This is a genomic window from Tsukamurella serpentis (genome assembly GCF_054780975.1).
On sequence record NZ_BAAGVH010000002.1, the window covers coordinates 630642 to 650865 of the forward strand.

General features: G+C 69.8%; 18 protein-coding genes. 5 read left to right on the forward strand and 13 right to left on the reverse strand.

Annotation, left to right across the window (positions count from 1 at the left end; translation table 11 throughout):
• Positions 1-128: 128 nt before the first annotated feature.
• The 4 genes from ACYVHG_RS05380 to ACYVHG_RS05395 form a co-directional block, all read right to left on the reverse strand.
• Complete coding sequence (locus tag ACYVHG_RS05380; protein ID WP_461166388.1) at positions 129-1190, reverse strand: threonine aldolase family protein; 1062 nt, start codon at positions 1188-1190, stop codon at positions 129-131.
• Positions 1187-1891 (reverse strand): SDR family NAD(P)-dependent oxidoreductase, encoded by a 705-nt coding sequence (locus ACYVHG_RS05385; protein ID WP_461166389.1) that lies wholly within the window; start codon positions 1889-1891, stop codon positions 1187-1189. The genes ACYVHG_RS05380 and ACYVHG_RS05385 overlap by 4 nt, the downstream gene beginning before the upstream one ends.
• A complete protein-coding gene (locus ACYVHG_RS05390; protein ID WP_461166390.1) occupies positions 1888-4023 on the reverse strand; it encodes a DUF6421 family protein in 2136 nt (711 codons plus the stop codon). The genes ACYVHG_RS05385 and ACYVHG_RS05390 overlap by 4 nt, the downstream gene beginning before the upstream one ends.
• An 87-nt stretch (positions 4024-4110) precedes the next feature.
• Positions 4111-5622: an amino acid permease gene (locus ACYVHG_RS05395; protein ID WP_461166391.1), complete on the reverse strand. Its 1512-nt coding sequence runs from the start codon at positions 5620-5622 to the stop codon at positions 4111-4113.
• A 49-nt stretch (positions 5623-5671) separates the two neighbouring features.
• Between ACYVHG_RS05395 and ACYVHG_RS05400 the strand changes: the two genes are divergently transcribed.
• A complete protein-coding gene (locus tag ACYVHG_RS05400) occupies positions 5672-6220 on the forward strand; it encodes a CGNR zinc finger domain-containing protein (protein ID WP_461166392.1) in 549 nt (182 codons plus the stop codon).
• Between the two features lie 16 nt (positions 6221-6236).
• The gene (locus ACYVHG_RS05405; RefSeq protein WP_461166393.1) at positions 6237-7403 is read left to right on the forward strand and encodes a serine/threonine-protein kinase; all 1167 of its coding nucleotides are present in this window, start codon (positions 6237-6239) and stop codon (positions 7401-7403) included.
• 11 nt (positions 7404-7414) lie between these two features.
• Here the strand turns inward: ACYVHG_RS05405 and ACYVHG_RS05410 are convergent, their stop codons facing one another.
• Positions 7415-8086, reverse strand: a complete 672-nt coding sequence (locus ACYVHG_RS05410) for a LuxR C-terminal-related transcriptional regulator (protein WP_461166394.1) — start codon at positions 8084-8086, stop codon at positions 7415-7417.
• Positions 8083-9447 carry an ATP-binding protein gene (locus ACYVHG_RS05415; RefSeq protein WP_461166395.1) on the reverse strand — a complete coding sequence of 455 codons (1365 nt, stop codon included), beginning with the start codon at positions 9445-9447 and terminating at the stop codon, positions 8083-8085. Before ACYVHG_RS05415 ends, ACYVHG_RS05410 begins: the two co-directional genes overlap by 4 nt.
• 163 nt (positions 9448-9610) lie before the next feature.
• On the opposite strand from ACYVHG_RS05415, the gene ACYVHG_RS05420 reads away from it, so the two are divergent.
• Entirely contained in the window at positions 9611-10879 is a 1269-nt protein-coding gene (locus tag ACYVHG_RS05420; protein WP_461166396.1) for a PspC domain-containing protein, read from the forward strand.
• The gene (locus ACYVHG_RS05425) at positions 10869-11108 is read left to right on the forward strand and encodes a hypothetical protein (protein WP_461166397.1); all 240 of its coding nucleotides are present in this window, start codon (positions 10869-10871) and stop codon (positions 11106-11108) included. Before ACYVHG_RS05420 ends, ACYVHG_RS05425 begins: the two co-directional genes overlap by 11 nt.
• On the opposite strand, the gene ACYVHG_RS05430 is transcribed toward ACYVHG_RS05425, so the two are convergent.
• From ACYVHG_RS05430 to guaB, 5 genes are all read right to left on the reverse strand, one after another.
• A complete protein-coding gene (locus ACYVHG_RS05430) occupies positions 11041-11850 on the reverse strand; it encodes an SDR family oxidoreductase (RefSeq protein ID WP_461166398.1) in 810 nt (269 codons plus the stop codon). The genes ACYVHG_RS05425 and ACYVHG_RS05430 overlap by 68 nt on opposite strands.
• A 51-nt stretch (positions 11851-11901) precedes the next feature.
• Positions 11902-13473: a glutamine-hydrolyzing GMP synthase gene (guaA, locus tag ACYVHG_RS05435; RefSeq protein ID WP_461166399.1), complete on the reverse strand. Its 1572-nt coding sequence runs from the start codon at positions 13471-13473 to the stop codon at positions 11902-11904.
• Between the two features lie 39 nt (positions 13474-13512).
• The gene (locus ACYVHG_RS05440; protein WP_461166400.1) at positions 13513-15249 is read right to left on the reverse strand and encodes an FAD-dependent oxidoreductase; all 1737 of its coding nucleotides are present in this window, start codon (positions 15247-15249) and stop codon (positions 13513-13515) included.
• Positions 15250-15329: 80 nt separating this feature from the next.
• Positions 15330-16499 (reverse strand): GuaB3 family IMP dehydrogenase-related protein, encoded by a 1170-nt coding sequence (locus ACYVHG_RS05445; protein WP_461166401.1) that lies wholly within the window; start codon positions 16497-16499, stop codon positions 15330-15332.
• A 60-nt stretch (positions 16500-16559) separates the two neighbouring features.
• Entirely contained in the window at positions 16560-18101 is a 1542-nt protein-coding gene (gene guaB / locus ACYVHG_RS05450) for an IMP dehydrogenase (RefSeq protein WP_461166402.1), read from the reverse strand.
• A gap of 84 nt (positions 18102-18185) precedes the next feature.
• On the opposite strand from guaB, the gene ACYVHG_RS05455 reads away from it, so the two are divergent.
• Positions 18186-18575 (forward strand): DUF5319 domain-containing protein, encoded by a 390-nt coding sequence (locus ACYVHG_RS05455; protein ID WP_068528661.1) that lies wholly within the window; start codon positions 18186-18188, stop codon positions 18573-18575.
• 16 nt (positions 18576-18591) lie between these two features.
• Here ACYVHG_RS05455 and ACYVHG_RS05460 read toward each other — a convergent pair whose 3' ends face one another.
• Both ACYVHG_RS05460 and ACYVHG_RS05465 read right to left on the reverse strand, forming a co-directional pair.
• The gene (locus tag ACYVHG_RS05460) at positions 18592-19635 is read right to left on the reverse strand and encodes an anti-sigma-D factor RsdA (protein ID WP_461166403.1); all 1044 of its coding nucleotides are present in this window, start codon (positions 19633-19635) and stop codon (positions 18592-18594) included.
• Positions 19625-20209 (reverse strand): sigma-70 family RNA polymerase sigma factor, encoded by a 585-nt coding sequence (locus ACYVHG_RS05465; protein ID WP_461166404.1) that lies wholly within the window; start codon positions 20207-20209, stop codon positions 19625-19627. The genes ACYVHG_RS05460 and ACYVHG_RS05465 overlap by 11 nt, the downstream gene beginning before the upstream one ends.
• Positions 20210-20224: the final 15 nt, after the last annotated feature.

Sequence of the window (20224 nt, forward strand, 5' to 3'; positions counted from 1 at the left end):
ACACCTGTCACACCCCTCCCCTACGGTCCGATCACCGATGAAGACAGAGCCACGGGGAAGGCATGACTAGAACTTCTGTTCGATACAACTCCAGGGTAGGTCCGCCGCCGCCGCGGCGTCAAGCGGGTTCAGGACAGCCGGGAGCGCACCAGTTCGGCGAAGGAACGCACGTCCTCCTCGGTGGTGTCCCAGGCGCACATCCAGCGCACTTCACCGCGGGCCTCGTCCCAGAAGTAGAACGGCACCGTCTGCATCAGGGCCTCGGCGGCGGCGTGCGGGATCTCCGCGAACACGGCGTTGGCCTGCACCGGTGCCGTGATGTGCACCCCGTCGAGATCGCCCACCAGCTCGGCGAGCAGAGTGGCCATCGCGTTCGCATGCGCCGCCACCCGCAGGTACCGATCGTCCTGGAACAGGGCGAGGAACTGCGCGGCCAGGAAACGCTGCTTGGACGCCAGTTGCATGGACAGTTTGCGCACGTACTCGATCCCGCTGGTACCCGAGCCCTCCGGCTCAGCGTTGAGCACCACCACCAGCTCCGCCCCCAGCAGACCGCTCTTGGTGCCGCCGACACTGACGATGTCGGCGCCGATATCGGTGGTGATCGCCCGCAGGCCGACCCCCAGGCTCGCCGCCGCGTTCGCCAGCCGGGAACCGTCGATGTGCAGCAACCAGCCCCGCCCGTGCGCGTACTGCGCCAGAGCACGCAGCTCACCCGGGGTGTAGACGGTGCCGAGCTCGGTGGACTGCGCCACCGACAGCACCCGCGGCTGCGAGAAGTGCACATCGCCCGCCCGCTCCGGCACGACCGCAGAGATCGCCTCCGGCGTGAGCTTGCCACCGTCAGCGGGCACCACGAACAGTTTCAGCCCGGCCAGCTTCTCCGGCGCACCACCCTCGTCCACATGGATGTGCCCGCTGTCGGCGCACACCACCGCCGACCACCGGTCACACACCGCCGAGAGCGCGACCACATTCGCACCGGTACCGTTGAACACCGGAAACGCCTGCGCCGCTTCACCGAACAGTTCCTTGATCCGCTCACCCAGTGCGGTGGTGTAGACATCGGCGCCGTACGCACCCTGGTGCCCGAGGTTCGCCTCGGCGATCGCATCGAGCACCTCGGGCAGCACCCCCGCGTAATTGTCGCTGGCGAAACCCCGCACCGTCGGATCATGCAGCGCACTCATACCGTCACCTCCGGAACCAGGGAGACGACGGTACCGTTGAGCTCAACGGCGGGCACGTCCCACAACTGCACCAGATGCTGTGCGACATCCTCGATTCCGGTGTAGCGCGGGAACTTCCGATCCGGTGCATCGGCCCTCATCTGCGGCGTGAGCAACGCCATCACTCGCAGGATCGTCGCCGCGGCCCCCGTGCCGGTGAAGGCGTCGGCCAGCGCCAGGGTCCACGCCTCCGCCGCCGCCTTCGCCGCGGCGTACATCGCGTTCATCGCCGTAGGCTCGGCCACCGACACCGATGAGATCACCGCGACCCGGGCGTCGTCGCTCGCGGCCAGCGCCGGGTACAGCGCCTGCGTCACGTTCTGCAGACTGCGGATCAATCCCTGTTCCAGGAATTCCCAATCCTCCGCCGGGGCATCGGCGATCGGCGTACCACCGCGCCAGCCGCCCACCAGATGCACGAGGCCGTCGACGCCGCCGTGGTCGGTGACGATCCGCTGCGCCACCTGCATCGTGGCCGCACGATCGGCGAGGTCGGCCCGGTAGTCGTACACACCGCTCAGACCGGTGAGCGCCGCCGCCGGCGCGCCCCGGGTGATCACCACGACCTTCGCCCCGGCATCGGTGAGCCGCCGTACGGTCTCCCGACCGAGCGCACCGTTCGCACCCGTGACCACGACGGTGCGGCCCGCCACACCGCTCACGCGCCGGCCTCCGCCCGCTCCTGCTCGGTTTGTCCGGTTACACCTCGAGTACCCGCGATCACGGTCGTCATTCTACGACGCAAGGCGTCGTAGAACACGTTGAGCGGGAACTCGTCCGGCAGAACCAGATCGACCAGGGCGCGGGGTTCACCGTCGAAGGGCAGGGACGCGCCGCCCCGTGCCCACACCGAGCCCGGACCCGGCGCCACATAGGACGAGACGAACTCGTAGGTCGCCAGCCACTGCCCCACCTTGGACCGGTCGATACCGGTGCGATAGAGCTCCTCGATCTCCTCTCCGAGCCGGATCACCTGCTGCGGCAGCTCCTTCCAGTCGAAACTCAGCCGATTGTCGCGCCAGCGCAGAGCACCGTGCCGATGTAGGTAGGCGAACAGCAGCTGACCACCGAGACCGTCGTAGTTGCGCACCCGATCGCCGGTGATCGGGAATCGGAACAGCCGATCGCACAGGATCGCCAGTTGCACCGGAAGCCCGAACGGATGCCCCTGCCCCGCCAGCACGTGCGCCTCGCGGAAGGTGGTCAGATCGCAGCGCAGCTCCTCCAGGGCGTACAACCAGAACGGCATCCGCTGTTTGATCATGAACGGGTCGAAGGGCAGCTCACCGCGGCTGTGGGTGCGATCGTGGATCAGGTCCCATAGGGCGAAGGTGGACTGCGCCAGCGCCTGCGAGCCGACCAGGCGCTCACCGTCGGGCGGCAGGCGCAGCGACAGGATCTCGCAGGCGGCGCCGGTGACCCGCCGGAACCGTGCCGCCTCACGATCGCAGAAGATGGCGCCCCAGTGGAACTCGGGGGTACCGGACACCGTCACCGTCTCCGGGAAGAGCACCGCCGAGTTGGTGTCGTAGCCGGAGGTGAAGTCCTCGAAGGCGACCGCCAGGAACTGCGGGTTGTCGAACCGGGCCTCGGTCTCGGCGAGCCACTGCGGCCAGACGACGTTCAGCAGTACCGCCTCGAAGACCTTGCCCGGATTGCCGTTCTGGGTGTACATCGGGAACACCACCAGATGCTCCACACCGTCGCTGCGGTCCCGGTCCGGACGGAAGGCGGCCAGGGACTCGTCGAACTCGGGGCGACCGAAACCGCCGTCCACCCAGCGCGCGAAGTCCCGGGGCAGCGCGGCGAGATAGTCGGCGTCGTGCGGGAACCGCGGAGCCAGCGCCTCGATCCGGCGCACCACCTCGCCCACCAGCTGACCCGCGCGGACCCGATCGGACGGTTCGGCGACGGCACCGCCGGCGTCCTGCAGCCCGCGCAGCTGCTCGACCGCATGCTTGAGCGCGAGCCAGTCGGCACTGTGGGCCACCCCGCGGGGCCCGGCTCCGACGGTGTCCGGCGCATCCGTTCCGGCGGCCCAGGTGACCACGTTCGCCCAGAGGGCGCGCTGGTCGAAATCGTCGATGCTGTCGTCGCCGAACAGGTCCGAATCCGCGAAGACCACGACCCGGCCGCGGCCCACCTCTAGGGCGGCGGCCAGCGGCTGATCCGCCGGGGCGGCCGAGCCACTGGTGCGGGCGATCACCGTCGGCTTCTCGGCGCCGGAGACGTCGAGCACCCCGGTGCGGTAGAAGCACGCCTCGCCGACACCGGCGACGATGCCCTGGCCGTCCAGTTCGGGGGCGATCACCGAGCGCACCCAGGTGGCGTTGCCGCCGTGCCGCCGCTGCCCCGGCGCCTCCTGCACCACCACCGATTGCACCCGCACTCCGAACCGGGCCAGCAATTCGTCGAGGTTGTTACCCGAGGTGGCGGTATCGCACTCGGCGAGCACCACCAGTGCGCCGCCCTCGCGCACGTACCGCTCGATCGCGTCGAGTTCATCCGGGGCGTAGACCGGCGGCAGATCGCCGGTGACGCGCTCGACCCCGGTCCGGGCGAGGTGCGGGATCACGTACACCTGCGCCTGCCGCAGCGCGTCGACGGTGATCCGCTCGAACCGAGCATCGGTCACCGTCATTCCGCGACGGCGCAGTACCTGCACCGCCTCGGCGAGACTGGCGTCCCCCGGATTGACCGGGACCATCTCCCGGGCGCGCTCGATCGTGGTCGCCCAGGCGCATCCACGGGCCTGTTCGACCACGACGCTGGGGAAGACGGCATTCGACGACATAAGCGTTCCGATCTTTTGCCTCTTACGCTTCTTGGCGCGATTTTAGCGCGCGATGCGGGAGGTTTCGACCGGAACGGTACGAGTCGGTCAGGCGGCGGGCGCCGGATCGGGATCGGCGTCGCGGTGCGCCGATGCCAGCGCACGCGGCGACAGGTCCGCGTTCCGCAGATCCACCGTCGGATCACGCCGCACCAGTTTGTGGCCCCACCACAGACCGAGGAACAGGATCAGCGCCGCGTACGAGGTGAGCAGCAGCCCCCAGCCGGCCTGCTCGCCGCCACGAACGGCCACGTAGTACTGGCCGCCGATCACCGCGACGCACATCACCAGCGCCACGATCGGCCCCGCCGGGTACAGCCACGCCTTGTACGGCAACACGTCCAGCGAGCGTCCCTGCACGTTCCACGCCCGGCGGAACCGGTAATGCGCCCAGGCGATCCCGATCCAGGTGACGAAACCCGCCACCGACGAGGCGGTCACCAGCACCGTGTACGCCTTACCGTCACCGACCCGGCTGGCGATGAAGCACAGCGCGCCGATCGCCGTGGTCGCGGCGACCGCGGCGGCCGGGACACCGCCCCGGAAGATCCGCCCGAAGACCCTCGGGGCACTGCCCTGCACGCCCAGGCCGTACAGCGCCCGGGTCGCGGCGAACAGACTGGCATTGCCGGCGGACAGGATCGCGATCAGGATCACCGCGTTCATGATCGACGCCGCGGCGTCGATCCCGGCGAGCTTGAACACCAGGGTGAACGGTGCCACGGCGACGTTCTCGTCGGACGCGTCCAACAGATCCGGATTGGTGTACGGGATCAGGAAGGCGATGATCGTGAGGGTACCGATGTAGAACAGCAGGATCCGGAAGAAGACGGTGCGCACCGCCCGCGGGATGGAACTCTTCGGCTCGACCGCCTCACCCGCGGCGACCGCGATCATCTCGGTGCCCTGGAAGGCGAAGCCGGCGATCAGGAACACCGACAGCATGCCCAACGGCCAGTCCACGAACGGGGCGTCGCCCACCGACCAGTTCGCGAACCCCGGTGACGGCCCGCCGATCACGCCGAAGACCATCAGTGCGCCGACGATCAGGAAGATCACCACCGCGATCACCTTGATCGAGGCGAACCAGAACTCGGCCTCACCGAAGGCCTTCACCGCGAACAGGTTCAGCGCCAGCAGCCCGCCGAGGAAGATCAGCGACCAGATCCAGCTGGGCACGTCCGGCAGCCAGAACTTCATGATCAGCCCGGCAGCCACCACCTCCGCCGCCAGCGTGATCGACCAGTTGAACCAGTAGTTCCACCCGGCGGCGAAACCGAAGGACTTGCTGACGAACCGGGTGCCGTACTCCTCGAACGGATTACTGCAGGGGATGTACGCCGACATCTCCCCGAGGCTCTGCATGAGGAAGAAGACCATCAGCCCCATGAGTGCGTACGCGGCCAGCGCACCACCCGGGCCGGCGTCGTTGATGGTGGCACCGGAGGCCACGAACAGGCCGGTGCCGATCGCGCCACCGAGCGCGATCATGCTGATGTGACGGGTCTGCAATCCCTTACGAAGGGATTCGTCCGGGGTGATTCCGAGGGGGCTGGACACCCGATGAGAGTAGCGACCCGATCTGCTCCAGGGCTAGCATTCGCACGTCATGTTCTCCTACGACACCCGCTCCGCGCTCGCCAGCGCCGCCGACCTGGTCAACACCGCCCCCGACCGCGGCACCGGCCGGGCCGAGCGGCTCCCCGACGTGGCCGCACTGCGGGCCTTCGTCCAGCGCTGGGGCTGGACCGGACCGATCCCGCTGCGTGAGGACGAACTGGCCCGTGTCCACGCCGTGCGACGCACCCTGCGCGGGCTGTGGGAGACGGCCGGGGACGAGCAGCGCACCGTCGACCTGGTGAACGCGATGCTGCGCGAGGCCGCCGTCCTCCCGCAACTGGTGCGGCACGACGACTGGCCCTACCACCTGCACGGATGGAACGACGCGACACCGATCGCGGAGCGCTTCCTGGCCGAGCCCGCGATGGGAATGGTGGACGTGGTGCGAGCCGGGGAACTGGACCGGCTGCGCGAGTGCGCAGCACCCGCCTGCGCCGGGGTGTTCGTGGACTTCTCCCGCAACAGCTCCCGCAGATTCTGCGACGACGGCTGCAACAACCGGCTCAACGTGGCCGCGTACCGCGCGCGCCGCGCCTGACCTCTAGGATCGACGCGTGGCGCAATCGACGGGACCGACGGGAAGTGTCCGGGGCGTGCCCGGCCCCGACCACCTGGTCGCCGGCCGGTACCGCCTCCGGTCCAAGATCGGCGGCGGGGGCATGGGCGCGGTGTGGCTGGCCCGCGATGAACGACTCGACCGTGAGGTGGCCGTCAAGCAGGTCATCTCCACCGAGGGACTGACCGAGGAGCAGGCGCAGGAACTGCGCCGGCGCGCGCTGCACGAGGGGCGTATCGCCGCCCGCCTGCAGCACCGAAACGCCATCGCCATGTACGACGTGGCCCTCGACCGTGGTGAGCCCTGGCTGGTGATGGAGTACCTGCCCTCGCGCTCACTCGCACAGGTGCTGCACATGACCGGCAAGATGCCCGAGCGTCAGGTCGCACAGCTCGGCGCGCAGGTCGCCGACGCGCTGATCGAAGCACACGAGGCCGGCATCATCCACCGCGACATCAAGCCCGGCAACATCCTGATCGCCAACCGCGGCCGCGCCTCGGGCACCGTCAAACTCTCGGACTTCGGCATCGCCCGGGTCAAGGGCGACGGTGAATCGGACCCGTCGGGGATCATCACCGGCACACCCGCGTACTTCGCACCCGAGGTGGCCCGCGGCACCGAACCGGCCGAGACCTCCGACCTGTACTCGCTCGGGGCGACGCTGTACACCGCGGTCGAGGGAGCTCCGCCGTTCGGCGTGGACGAGGACTCGATCGCGCTGCTGCACAAGGTGGCCCGGGGCCAGATCAACCCGCCCAGCCAGGACGGCCCGCTGACCGCGGTGATCCTGGACATGCTGGCACCGAGCCCGAAGAAACGGATCACGCTGGAACAGGCACGCGACCGGCTGGCCGGGATCGCGGCCGCCGGCGGGAACCCGACGGCGATCCTCGCCGCACCGCTGCAGGCCGTGGACGGCGCCACCCCGGTGTGGATGCGCCGCAGCTCGGGTGAGCGCGCCAACGGTGAACGCACCGGCGACCGGACTTCGGCGGCACGTCCGAGCAGTGGCTACACGCCTCCGGTGGCGCGGCCCGGCAGTTACACCCCACCACCGGTGGCGCCGCCCACCCGGATGTCGAACGCGATGCTGGCCGCGGTGATCGTCGCCGGTTTCGTGGTCCTCGCGGTGATCGTGGCGGCGGTGATCATCGCCCTGGGCTGACCCTTCTGCGGCTAGTCCGCGAGGTGCCGGGTGTGCGCCCAGCGAGTGAGTGCATTGCGGTTGCTCTGCTGGGTCTTGCGGAGCACGTTCGAGGCGTGCGTCTCGACCGTCTTCACCGAGATGAACAGGTCCTCGGCGATCTCCCGGTAGGTGTAGCCGCGTGCCAGGAGCCGCAACACCTCCAGTTCACGCGGCGTCAGCGAGTCGAGTTCCGGGTCCAGTGCGGGCTCCGGCACCGGCGAGCGGCCGGTGAACGAATCCAGCACGAATCCCGCCAGCCGCGGACTGAACACCGCATCGCCGTCGGCGACCCTCCGCACCGCGGCCGCCAGCTCGGCACCGGAGATCGTCTTGGTCACGTAGCCACGGGCACCGGCGCGAATGGTGGCGATCACGTCCTCCGCGGCGTCGGAGACACTCAGCGCGAGGAAGACCGGCATCTTCTCCAGCCGGGCGCGCGGGGCGCCGTCGGTCACTGACCGCAGCACCGCGATACCGCCACCGTCGGGCATGTGCACGTCCAGCAGCACCACATCCGGTGCGGCGGCCAGGATGCCGGACACCGCCTCGGCGACCGTCCCCGCCTCACCGACCACCTCGATCGAGTCCTCGCGGGCCAGCTCGGCGCGCACGCCGGAGCGGAACACCCCGTGATCGTCGACCAGGAACACCCGGTAGCTCACGCCGTCTCCTCCGTGTTCGTCGCCCTGCTCGTCGCCCTGCTCGTCTCGGTGATCGTCTCGGCGCTCGGTTCGGGAATCGTTGCAGGGCTGCGCGGAACGGACAGGCGCACCTCAGTGCCCCGGCCCGGGTTCGACCGGACCACGACGGTGCCGCCGCGGCGCTGCACTCTCGACCTGATCGACTTCGCCAACCCCTGCCGGTCCAACGGTACCGCCTCCGGATCGAATCCGACGCCGCGATCACGCACGAAGACCGACGCGAGGTCACCGTCGACCTCGGCGTAGACGTCGACGTCCTCACAACCTGAGTGCTTGGCGGCGTTGACCATCGCCTCCTTCGCCGCTCCCAGCAGAGCGGTGAACCGGTCGTCGACCTCCAGCTCGCCGCCCTCCACATCACCGACGGTGATCACGTTCACCGCGACCGCGTGCACGTCCTCGACCTCCGCGGCGGCGGCCTTCACGGCGGCGGCCAGGGACTGCGCCGGAGGCTGCGCTCCTCCGAAGAGCCACTGCCGCAACTCCCGCTCCTGACTGCGCGCCAGCCGTTTGACGGCGGCACCGTCGGCGGACTGCTTCTGGATCAGGGCGAGCGTCTGCAGCACGGAATCGTGCAGGTGGGAGGCGATCTCCTCCCGTTCGATGGTGCGGACCCGGGCGGCACGTTCAGCACCCAGGTCGCGCCACATCCGCACCCAGATCGGCACCGTCAGGAGGGCCACACCGACCAGGGTGAGAACCACCGCGGCCAGGGCTGTCGGGATCGCGGCCACGTCGACCCGGCCCAGGAAGACCACCGCCAGACCCACGATCACCAGGGTGACGCCACTGAGCGTGCGCAGCCACATCACCCAGAGCGACCCCGCGGGGGCGGGCTGATCCGGGGGGCGGGTCGCCGAGTCGGCCTCGCGCCAGACCAGTGCCGCGCCGACGCCGATCACGATGACCGGGACGATGAAACCGACGTTGGAACTGCTGGCGACGGTGGCCAGAGTGGCGGCACCGACCACGCCGAGAACGGCCAGTGCAAGGCCCCGCCGCCGCTCGGACGGATCGGGTTGCTCGGTATCGGTGCCGGGCCGGCACATGAACCACAGCAGCGCGTACATCACCACACCGGCGCCCATCAGGGCGAGCACGGTGAACGCGATGCGCACCTTGACCGCATCGACCTCCAGGTGGTCGGCGATCCCGCCACACACCCCGCCGATCACCGCACCGCCGTTGCGGCGGTACATCCGCGGGAACGTGGGCCCGTCGCGCAGCACCACCGGCGGCGGTGGCGTCAGCTGTTGCTGCCAGTTCGCCCAGGCACGCTGGTGCTCCGCGTACCGCTCACGGCGGCGATCTCGTCTGCTCATCGTGCCTGCATCGTGGCACGCTCAGCCGGTGACGCGCATCGGGGTCCACCCTGATATCGGTGCCGCACCCCGGCGTCGACCCCGAGCGCTGGACGTGCGGAATCAGGGGATCTCAGGGTAGATCCCGATGGTCCGGCGAGCGGCCGCGCAGCAGGATCAAGGTATGGAAACGAGCAACCTCACCACCACCGCTCGCGGGATGTGGGACACCCGGCCGCTCCGGGCCCGTTCCGCGCCGATCGCCGGCGTGTGCACCGGCTTCGCCCGCCGTTACCAGGTGGACGTCGCACTGGTGCGCGCCGCGTTCATCGGCGCGACGGTGCTCGGCGGACTCGGCCTGGTGGCCTACATCGCCGCTGTCTTCGTCCTCCCCCGGGAATCGGAACCCTGGTACGGCACCCGGGTGCAACAGTCCGGCCCACCGGCGTTCGTGCTGATCGTGGCCGCGGTGATCGCCGTGATGTTCGGCAGCGGGATCAGCGCGTCCTGGCCGGGCGCCGGCCTGATCACCGTGGTCCTGCTGCTGATCGGCTGGTACGCGCTGCACCAGCGGCTACCGGTACCGCCGCCCGGAACCGCCGTGCAACCCGGCTTCGCCGCCGCGCCGGTCAGCGCCTGGCAGCCGCAGACGGTGGCCCAGCCCGCACCCCCGGCCGCCCAGTCACCGGCACCGGATCAGGCTCCGGGCCAGGCACCGTCAGCGCCGAGCGGCTCCCAGCCGGCCGAGCAGCCCCATCCGACCGAGCAGATCAACCCGCCCCGCTGGGATCCGCTCGGCGCCGCCCCGTTCGCCTGGGACCTCCCCGAACCGGCGGCTGCGGCAGCACCCGCCCCCCTGCCGCCGCGGCGGCGGTCCCGGGTGACGCCGGTGACGCTCGGCCTCGCCCTGCTCGCCACCGCGGCCCTCGCCACGATCAACCTTGTCTTCGGCGCCCCGGTCTCGACGGTGACCGGTGCCGCGATCGTGCTCGGCGTGGTGGGAACCGGCCTCGTGGTGGGCGCCTTCCGCCGCACCGGATTCGGCCTGCTCGCGGTAGCGATCCCGCTGGCCGGCTTCCTGGTGATCGCCACCACCGCGCAGAACACTCTCGCCGGCTACGCGAACGCACCGCGCGGCGAGCAGAGCTTCACTGTGACCGACCCGAACACCCTCGCGCGGGACTACCTCGTGCAGGCCGGATCACTGGACCTCGACCTGCGGGGCATGACGCTCGACCGGGACCGCACCGTCTCCACCAAGGTCGGCGTCGGGCAGACCCGGATCCAGGTGCCCGAGACGATGAACGTCCAGGTCACGTGCGCAGTGAACGTCGGTGAGACACGCTGCCCGGACGGCCGGATCACCGGCGCCGGCGCCGCACCCGGTGCACCGACTCTGACCATCGAAGCCCGCGGCAACGTCGGTGAAGTGGAGGTCTCCCGTGTCCGCTGAAGAACGTACCCGCACCGTCTCCTTCCCCCTGCTGACCGCCGGCATCGCGTGCCTGGCCGTCGCCGCCTGGGCGGTCCTCGGAGGCCCCACCCTGATCGACGCGCAGACCGTGGCCGCGGTACTCGGCATCTTCGCCGTGGCCGTGGCCGGGGTGATGCTGATCAAGCCCCGAACATCGCGCGATGCTCACCGGCCCACTGCGCCAGAGACATCGCCGGACGACCGCTGAGCTGCTCGACCAGTGAGTTCGCCTCCTGCCGATACCGGCGGGAGGCGTCTTGCAGGTCCAGGTACCAACCGGCCATGTCTCCGAGCTGTGCGGACAACGCGGCCTCGGCCTGGGCCCGGCTCACCTGCTCGAAACGCAGGTCACGCCCGATCCCCTCGGCGATCGCCGCGACCGCGTCGACCCGGGTGAGGAACTGCGGGCCGGTGAGCTCGTACGTCCGGCCCACATGCTCGGTGCGATCCCCGGAGGTGAGCAGCGCAGCGGCGACGGCGGCGATGTCGGCCATCGCGATCGGCGCGCCGCCGGCGTCCGGGTAGGGCTCGCGCACCACCTGCTCGGCCGCGATCGACTCGCCCCAGCCGGCGAAGTTCTCCAGGAACTCCCCCGGACCGAGGTGCGTGACGTCGATCCCGGCGGCGTCGATGATGTCGGTGAGCGGCTGCCAGTGCGCGCCACCGGAGGTGGCGACGACGTACTGCACCCCGGCCTGTTTCGCCCGGCGGAGCACCTCGGCCGCAGTCGCCTCGTAGGGGGCGAGATACATCGCGGTGACACCGTCGAAGGCACCGTCGAGAGAGACCGGCCTGCCGATGAAACCCTCGAAGACCTCCACCTCGGCCGGAAGTGCGGCCTTCCTCGGATCGGTGGTCAACGCGCGCACGCCGGTCGCGCCGCGCGCGAGCAGCTCGTCCACCACGATCCGCCCGATGTTGCCCGTCGCCCCGGTCACCAGAATCGTCATGCCAGCGACGGTACCTACGATTCCGGCCGGGGTATGGCCGCTACTTCGCGGTCACTCCCACTCGATGGTGCCCGGCGGCTTGCTGGTCACGTCCAGAACCACCCGGTTGACGTCCTCGACCTCATTGGTGATGCGGGTCGAGATGATCTCCAGCGTCTCGTACGGAACCCGGGTCCAGTCCGCGGTCATGGCGTCCTCCGAGCTGACCGGACGCAACACGATCGGATGGCCGTAGGTCCGACCGTCGCCCTGCACGCCCACGCTGCGCACGTCGGCGAGCAGCACCACCGGGCACTGCCAGATGGTGCCGTCCAGCCCCGCGGCGGTCAGCTCCTCGCGCGCGATCGCGTCGGCCTTGCGCAGCAGTTCCAGTCGCTCCTTGGTGACCTCACCGACGATGCGGATGGCCAGGCCCGGTCCGGGGAAGGGCTGGCGGCCGACGATCTCCTCGGGCAGGCCCAGCTCGCGGCCCACGGCGCGGACCTCGTCCTTGAACAGCAACCGCAGCGGCTCGACGAGCGTGAACTCCAGGTCCTCGGGCAGGCCACCGACGTTGTGGTGGCTCTTGATGTTGGCGGTACCCGCTCCGCCGCCGGACTCCACCACATCCGGGTAGAGCGTGCCCTGGACGAGGAAGTCGACGCTGCGCCCGGCGCTGGCCTGCTCCCCGAGGACCTCGGACACCGCACCCTCGAAGGAACGGATGAACAGCTCACCGATGGTCTTGCGCTTGGTCTCCGGATCCGACACCCCGGCGAGCCGGGTCAGGAACGTCTGCTCGGCGTCGACGGTGACCAGACGCGCCCCGGTGGCCGCCACGAAATCCTTCTGCACCTGCTCGCGCTCACCCTGCCGCAACAGCCCGTGATCGACGAAGACACAGGTCAGGCGGTCACCGATGGCGCGCTGCACCAGGGCCGCGGCCACCGCCGAATCGACACCGCCGGACAGGCCGCAGATCGCCAGCCCGCTCTCGCCGACCTGGGCACGAACGTCCTCGATCAGCTGCTCGGCGATGTTCGCCGCGGTCCAGGTGGGCTTGAGACCGGCGATCTCGTACAGGAACCGGGTGAGCACCTCTTGACCGTGCGGGCTGTGCAGCACCTCCGGGTGGTACTGCACGCCGGCCATCCCGGCCTCGACGTTCTCGAACGCGGCGACCGGGGCGCCCGGGGTGGAGGCCACCGTCGAGAAGCCGGCGGGCGGAACCTGCACGGCGTCGTTGTGGCTCATCCACACCGGCTGCGTGGCGGGCAGGCCCGCGTGCAGCACGCCGCCTCCCTCGGAAGCGGTCAGGGTGGTGCGGCCGAACTCCCGGCCACCGGTGTTGGCGACCGTGCCGCCGAGCGCACGGGCCATCATCTGGAAGCCGTAGCAGATGCCGAAGACCGGCACTCCGAGCTCGAAGACCGCCGGATCGAGACTGGGCGCGTCCTCGGCGTACACCGAAGCGGGACCACCGGAGAGCACGATCGCGGCCGGAGCCTTCGCCCGCACCTCGTCGGCGGTGATGGTGTGCGGCACCACCTCCGAGTAGATCCGCGCCTCACGCACGCGGCGCGCGATGAGCTGCGCGTACTGCGCACCGAAGTCGACGACGAGAACAGGGTTGGAGTCCGTCACCCGGGTCAGTCTAGTCGCGGCCCCGGCCGCGCCCGAACGTCAGGTCGTCGCGGGCTTGACCTTGGGCATCGGCAGCAACAGCTGCCCGGGCGCCCCCTCCGGCACCATCGGCGACTTCGGGGCGGTCGGCGCGATCCGTTCGTACTCGGTCCCCTGAGCCGGGCGCGGATCCTGCTCCCCCTTGTTCGGCCACAACGAGGCGGCGCGCTCGGCCTGCGCGGCGATCGACAGCGACGGGTTCACACCCAGGTTCGCGGAGATCGCGGCACCGTCGACCACGTACAGCGACGGGTAGCCGTGGATCCGGTGGTACGGGTCGATGACGCCGGTGGCCGGGGTGGGCGAGATCGCGGCGCCGCCGAGGAAGTGGGCGGTCATCGGGATGTTGAAGATGTCGCCCCAGGTGCTGCCGGCCACCCCTCCGATGGTGTCGGCGCAGATCCGGGCGGCCTCGTTACCCACCGGGATCCAGGTCGGGTTCGGGGCGCCGTGGCCCTGCTTGGAGACCATGCGCCGCTTGCGGGTGCCCGGGATCCGCTTGGTGTAGGTGGTGATCGAGTTGTCCAGCGTCTGCATCACCAGCAGGATCATCACCCGCTGGCCCCAGTTCTTCTGCTTGAGCATCCTCACGTAGGAGGGATTGCGGACCACATCACGCAGCAGCCCCCGCACGCGGGTGCGGTGCTCGCCACCGTCGACCAGCAGCGTCTGCATCATGCCCATCACATTGCGGCCCGGGCCGTAGCGCACCGGCTCGATGTGGGTGTCGGCGGTGGGGTGGAAGGAACTGGTGATCGCCACGCCGCGGGAGAGGTCGTCGCCGGGGACCGCCTTGTTGCGCGCGACCCCGAGGATCGACTCGGAGTTGGTGCGGGTGAGCACGCCGAGCCGGTCCGAGATTCGGGGCAGCACGCCCTCGTCCTTGAGCCGGTGCAGCAGCGTCTGGGTGCCCCAGGTACCGGCGGCGAAGACCACGTTGTCGGCGGTGTAGACGGTGCGCTTGCCCCGCGGCAGCGCGCCGGTGCGCCGGGTCTCGACCTCCCACACGCCCTTCGAGCCCTCCCGCACACCGGTGACGGTGGTCATCGGGATGAACCGGGCACCGCCCTTCTCGGCGAGGTGGATGTAGTTCTTCATCAGTGTGTTCTTCGCACCCACCTTGCAGCCGGACATGCACTGCCCGCACTCGGTGCAGCCGGTGCGGTCGGGTCCAGCGCCACCGAAGTAGGGATCGGCATCGGTGCGGCCGGGCTGGTTGAAGTACACGCCCACCGGGGTGGCGACGTAGGTGTCTCCCACGCCCATCTTCTCGGCCATCTCCTTGATCACCCGGTCCGGCGGCGTCGGGTGCGGATTCTTGACCACACCCAGCATCCGGCTGGCCTGGTCGTAGAACGGAGTGAGCTCGTCCTCCCAGTCGGTGATGTGCTTCCACTGGGGATCGTTGAAGAACGGCGACGGGGGCTTGTACAGGGTGTTGGCGTAGTTCAGCGATCCGCCACCCACGCCGGCACCGGCTAGCACCACCGCGTCGCTGAGCACGTGCATCCGCTGGATCCCGTAGAACCCGAGCTTGGGCGCCCACACGAACTTGCGCAGGTTCCAGGTGGAATCGGCGAAGTCCTCGTCGTTGAACCGCTGGCCGGCTTCGAGCACACCGACCCGGTAGCCCTTCTCGGTGAGACGTAGCGCGGTGACACTGCCACCGAATCCGGACCCGATCACCAGCACGTCGAAATGATCGCCCGCGGAGGTCCTCGATGCCTTCTTCACCATTGCGCTACTCCTCACCGTCCCTGTGGACCTGTGCCTGTGGGGCGTGGCTGAACGACCCTACTGACGGGTAGGATACTCCGTCAGTAGGCGACGTTGAGACCGACCTTCTGGAATTCCTTGAGCTCGCTGTAACCGGCCTTGGCCATGGACCTCCGCAAACCGCCCACCAGGTTCAGCTGGCCGTTCGACTCCGCCGAGGGGCCGGTCAGGATAGTCTGCAGCGACGGCGCCGCCGCGCCCTCGGCGAGATCCAGACCGCCCAACTGGGCCGGTGCGACGGCGCCGCGCGGCATCGACGGGTGCGCCGCGACCGACGGCCAGTACCAGCCCTTACCCGGCGCCTCCGCGGCCAGGGACAGCGGCGCACCGAGCATGGTGGCGTCCGCACCGCAGGCGATCGCCCGCGCGATGTCGCCGGAGCTGTAGATGTCGCCGTCGGCGATCACGTGGACGTAGCGTCCGCCGGTCTCGTCCAGGTAATCCCGGCGGGCCGCAGCGGCGTCCGCGATCGCGGTCGCCATCGGCACACCGATGCCCAGTACCTCGCGGGTGGTGGTGGCCCCCTCGGCCGAGCCGTAACCGACGATGACCCCGGCCGCGCCGGTGCGCATCAGGTGCAGGGCGGTGCGGTGGTCGCTGACTCCGCCCGCGACCACGGGCACGTCGAGATCCCCGATGAAGGTCTTGAGGTTCAGCGGCTCCCCCGCCGAATCCTCGGCCGAGACGTGCTCGGCGGAGATGATCGTGCCGTGGACCACCAGGAGGTCGATCCCCGCCTTGACCAGCACCGGCGTCAGCTCACGGGCACGCTGCGGGGACACACGCACGGCCACCGTCACCCCGGCGTCCCGGACCCGGCCGACCGCGGCGGCCAACAGCTCCGGATCCAGCGGAGCCGCGTGCAACTCCTGCAGCCGCCGGATCGCCTCGACTCCGGTGATGTCGGAAGCCGCTAGGCGCACCACTTCGTCGACTTTGGCCTGCGCGTCACGATGCCGGGAGAACAGGCCCTCGGCGTTGAGCACGCCCAGGCCACCGAGCCGGCCCAGCTCGATGGAGAACTCCGGGGAGCCGATCGCATCGGTGGGATGCGAGACGATAGGGGTGTCGAACCGGTAGGCGTCGAGCTGCCAGGCGGTGGAGACCTCCTTCGACGAGCGGGTGCGCCGCGACGGGACGATGTTGACGTCCTGCAGCTCGTAGGTGCGTCGGGCCGTGCGGCCCATGCCGATCTCAACCATGTCGCGCAACGCGCTCAGTCCTTCCGATTCCGGAGCGACCGCTCCGAATGTGCCTGTTCAGCAGGGGTTCTAGCGCGTGGTGTAGTTCGGCGCCTCGACCGTCATCGTGATGTCGTGCGGATGCGATTCTTTCAGACCCGCCGCGGTGATCTGCACGAACTGGGCGTGGTGCAGATCGGCGATGGTCTGGCTGCCGGTGTACCCCATGGCCGCGCGCAGACCACCGGTGAGCTGGTGGATGACGGTGCTCAGCGGGCCCCGGAACGGCACACGGCCCTCGATCCCCTCGGGGACCAGCTTGTCCTCGGAGAGCACATCGTCCTGGAAGTACCGGTCCTTGGAGTAGGACTTGCCCTGGCCGCGCCCCTGCATGGCGCCGAGGCTGCCCATACCGCGGTAGCTCTTAAACTGCTTGCCGCCGACCAGGATCAGCTCACCCGGGGACTCGGCGGTGCCGGCGAGCAGCGAACCGAGCATGGCGGTGGAAGCGCCGGCCGCGAGGGCCTTGGCGACATCACCGGAGAATTGCAGGCCACCGTCGGCGATCACCGGGACGCCGGCCGGGCCGCACACCGCGTTCGCCTCCAGGATCGCGGTGATCTGCGGGGCACCGACGCCGGCCACCACGCGAGTGGTGCAGATAGAGCCGGGACCCACGCCCACCTTCACCGCATCGGCGCCGGCCTCGACCAGCGCGGCGGCACCCCCGCGGGTGGCGACGTTGCCGCCGATCAGCTGCACCTGCTCACTCAGTTCGGCCTTGAGCTTGGAGATCATGGTGAGCACACCGGACGAGTGGCCGTGCGCGGAGTCGACCACCAACACGTCGACGCCGGCGTCGCGCAGCGCCATCGCACGCTCCCAGGCCTCGTCTCCGGCGCCCACGGCCGCGCCGACCAGCAGGCGGCCGTCGGAATCCTTGGTGGCGTTCGGATGCTGCTCGGTCTTGACGAAGTCCTTGACGGTGATCAGCCCGGTGAGCCTTCCGGTCCCGTCCACGATCGGCAGCTTCTCGATCTTGTGCCGGCGCAGCAGGCCCAGCGCGGCCTCCGCGGTGACACCCTCCTGCGCGGTGATCAGCGGCGCCTTGGTCATCACCTCGGAGACCGGGCGCTCCAGATCGACCTCGAAGCGCATGTCCCGGTTGGTGATGATGCCGACCAGGGTGCCGGCGTCGTCGGTGACGGGCAGGCCGGAGATGCGGAACCGCGCGCACATCATGTCGACCTCGCGCAGCGTGTTCGACGGGCTGCAGGTGACCGGATCGGTGACCATCCCGGCCTCGGAACGCTTGACCGTCTCCACCTGCTGCGCCTGCGCCTCGACCGAGAGGTTGCGGTGCAGCACGCCCATGCCGCCGTTGCGGGCCATCGCGATGGCCATCCGGGCCTCGGTGACGGTGTCCATCGCGGAGCTGATCAGCGGGACCTTGAGGCTGATCTCACGGGTGAGCTTGGTGGCGGTGTCGACCGCTGACGGGACGATGTCCGACGCGGCGGGAACCAGCAGCACGTCGTCGAAGGTCAAGCCGAGCATGGCGACCTTGAAAGGATCGTCCCCTCCGATGTGTGCGGTGCCGGATGCGGGCGCGGAAGAGGCGGAACGCGTCATGTATCCATGGTACGCGGAGCGGAGCACACCTCCTACAGCGCGTGTGACTGGCACGAACGCGACGATCCTGCGTACCGTGGGGGCGTGCGCAACAATCTTCCTCCCGGGCTCCCGCCGGACCCGTTCGCCGACGATCCGAGTGACCCCACGGCCGCTCTGGACTCGCTGGACCCCGGCCAGCCCCTCGACCCGGCCGAGCGACTCGCCGTCGAGGAGGACCTGGCGGACCTGTCGGTCTACGAGGCACTACTGGCGCACCGCGGCGTCCGTGGCCTGGTCATCTGCTGTGACGACTGCCAGGAGGACCACTACCACGACTGGGACATGCTGCGCGCGAACCTCCTGCAACTGTTGGTCGACGGCACCGTCCGGCCGCACGAGCCGGCCTACGATCCCGCGCCCGACGCCTATGTCACCTGGGACTACTGCCGCGGTTACGCCGACGCCGCGATGAACCTGGCCGGCGAGGAGTAGCGGGCAGCCGCAGCACTCACCGGGTCACCGAGGAGGGCGGCGTCGTCGTCGTAGTGGTGACCGGCGGCGTCGTGGACGTGGCACTCGGCGGCGGTGTCGTGGTGGTGCGCGACGGTGTCGTGCTCGGCGTCGTGGTGGTGGTCCGCGACGGCGTCGTGGTCGTGGTGGTCGGCGTCGTGGTGGTCCCGGTCGGCTTGACCGGGGCCTTCTGCAGATCGACCGCAGGGATCGAGGTCGTCGTGGTCGAGACCGGGGCCGTCGACGGGATCTGCGAGACGCTGCTCTCCCCCGGCGCGGGCTCGACCGGAAGTCCGGCACGGGCCTCGGCGGCGCGGATCTTCTCCTCGAGGGCCTTGCGCTCCTTCTCGCTCTTGACCTTCGCCGCCTGCTCCCGGGCCTTGGTCAGTGCGGACTTCGCCGCAGACTGATTCTTGGCGCTGATCTGCTCGTCGGCGGCCTGGATCTGCGAGTTCGCCTCGGCGCTGGCGAGCGTCTGCGAGGCCGAGTCGGAGAAGACGACCTCCTTGACGCTCCACAGGGCACCGTCGCCCGGGTCGGCGGAGCTGACCAGTGCGCCACCGCCGAGCAGTGCCAGCGCGGCCGCGGCACCACCGGCGATCAGGCCGAAGCGACGCTGCTTGCGCGAGCGGGCACCGTCGAGCCCGGGTACCGCACCGGACGCTGCGGCGGCCTGTGCTGCCACCACCTCGTCCACCGATGGGCCCGCGGGGACCGGGCTGCTGACGATCTCGTCACGCCAGTCGGCGAGCAGCGAGGCCAACTCGAACTCGGCGTTGTCCGCCGTGTTCACGGCACCGCCTGCGGCGAGGGCCTCGATCAGGTGGTCGTCGCGGCGCACGGCCGCGACATCGACGGGGGCGGAGTCCTCGCCGGGCCGGCCCATGTGGCCGGTATCGGCGGAACGGAAATCGCGGGGTTCGCCGGGACGCATGGGGCGGATCGGCGGACCCAGACGGTGAGCGGCCGTCTGCTCGGGGTCGTACGGGACCCCGTCGTTCCCGGGAGTGTTCCCGGGGAAGCGCTTGCGGTCATCGGCCATGTGAGTTCTCACCTTCTTTCGCGATCTGGTTCTTCAGTTTCGTCAATGCCCGGTGCTGTGCGACGCGCACGGCACCCGGCGTTCCTCCCACGGCCTCCGCCGTTTCCTCGGCCGAGAGGCCGACGACGACGCGGAGGATGAGGATCTCCCGTTGCTTGTCCGGGAGCGTGCTCAGGAGTCGGGCCATGTCGCGGCTCGCCTCGGAGGCGAGCGCATCGCCTTCCGGGCCACCGTCCAGGGACGCTCTCTCCGGTATGTCGCCGACCGGATCTGATTTGTTACGCCAAGCGCTCCGGAAGCCGTCCGCGACCTTGTGCGCAGCGATGCCGTACACGAACGCCATGAACGGGCGTCCCTGATCCTGGTACCGGGGCAGGGCCGTCATCACCGCCATGCACACCTCCTGCGCGATATCCTCAGCCGACAGCGAGTGACGCTCCGCACCTCCGACCCGGGCGCGGCAGTACCGCACGACCAAGGGCCGAATGGTGTCGAGTACGTCGGAGAGCGCCGACCGGTCGCCACGCGATGCCTCGCGTACCGCCAGGTCGAGCTCCTCACCTGTCAGATTCATCGCCAGCCTGCATTC

What these genes read in the sequence shown, in the direction of transcription:
- ACYVHG_RS05380 (WP_461166388.1), bottom strand. Translation starts at nt 1,190, where the DNA reads ATGAGTGCGCTGCATGATCCGACGGTGCGGGGTTTCGCCAGCGACAAT.
- ACYVHG_RS05390 (WP_461166390.1), bottom strand. Translation starts at nt 4,023, where the DNA reads ATGTCGTCGAATGCCGTCTTCCCCAGCGTCGTGGTCGAACAGGCCCGT.
- ACYVHG_RS05400 (WP_461166392.1), top strand. Translation starts at nt 5,672, where the DNA reads ATGTTCTCCTACGACACCCGCTCCGCGCTCGCCAGCGCCGCCGACCTG.
- ACYVHG_RS05415 (WP_461166395.1), bottom strand. Translation starts at nt 9,447, where the DNA reads ATGAGCAGACGAGATCGCCGCCGTGAGCGGTACGCGGAGCACCAGCGT.
- ACYVHG_RS05420 (WP_461166396.1), top strand. Translation starts at nt 9,611, where the DNA reads ATGGAAACGAGCAACCTCACCACCACCGCTCGCGGGATGTGGGACACC.
- ACYVHG_RS05430 (WP_461166398.1), bottom strand. Translation starts at nt 11,850, where the DNA reads ATGACGATTCTGGTGACCGGGGCGACGGGCAACATCGGGCGGATCGTG.
- ACYVHG_RS05440 (WP_461166400.1), bottom strand. Translation starts at nt 15,249, where the DNA reads ATGGTGAAGAAGGCATCGAGGACCTCCGCGGGCGATCATTTCGACGTG.
- guaB (WP_461166402.1), bottom strand. Translation starts at nt 18,101, where the DNA reads ATGACGCGTTCCGCCTCTTCCGCGCCCGCATCCGGCACCGCACACATC.
- ACYVHG_RS05460 (WP_461166403.1), bottom strand. Translation starts at nt 19,635, where the DNA reads ATGGCCGATGACCGCAAGCGCTTCCCCGGGAACACTCCCGGGAACGAC.
- ACYVHG_RS05465 (WP_461166404.1), bottom strand. Translation starts at nt 20,209, where the DNA reads ATGAATCTGACAGGTGAGGAGCTCGACCTGGCGGTACGCGAGGCATCG.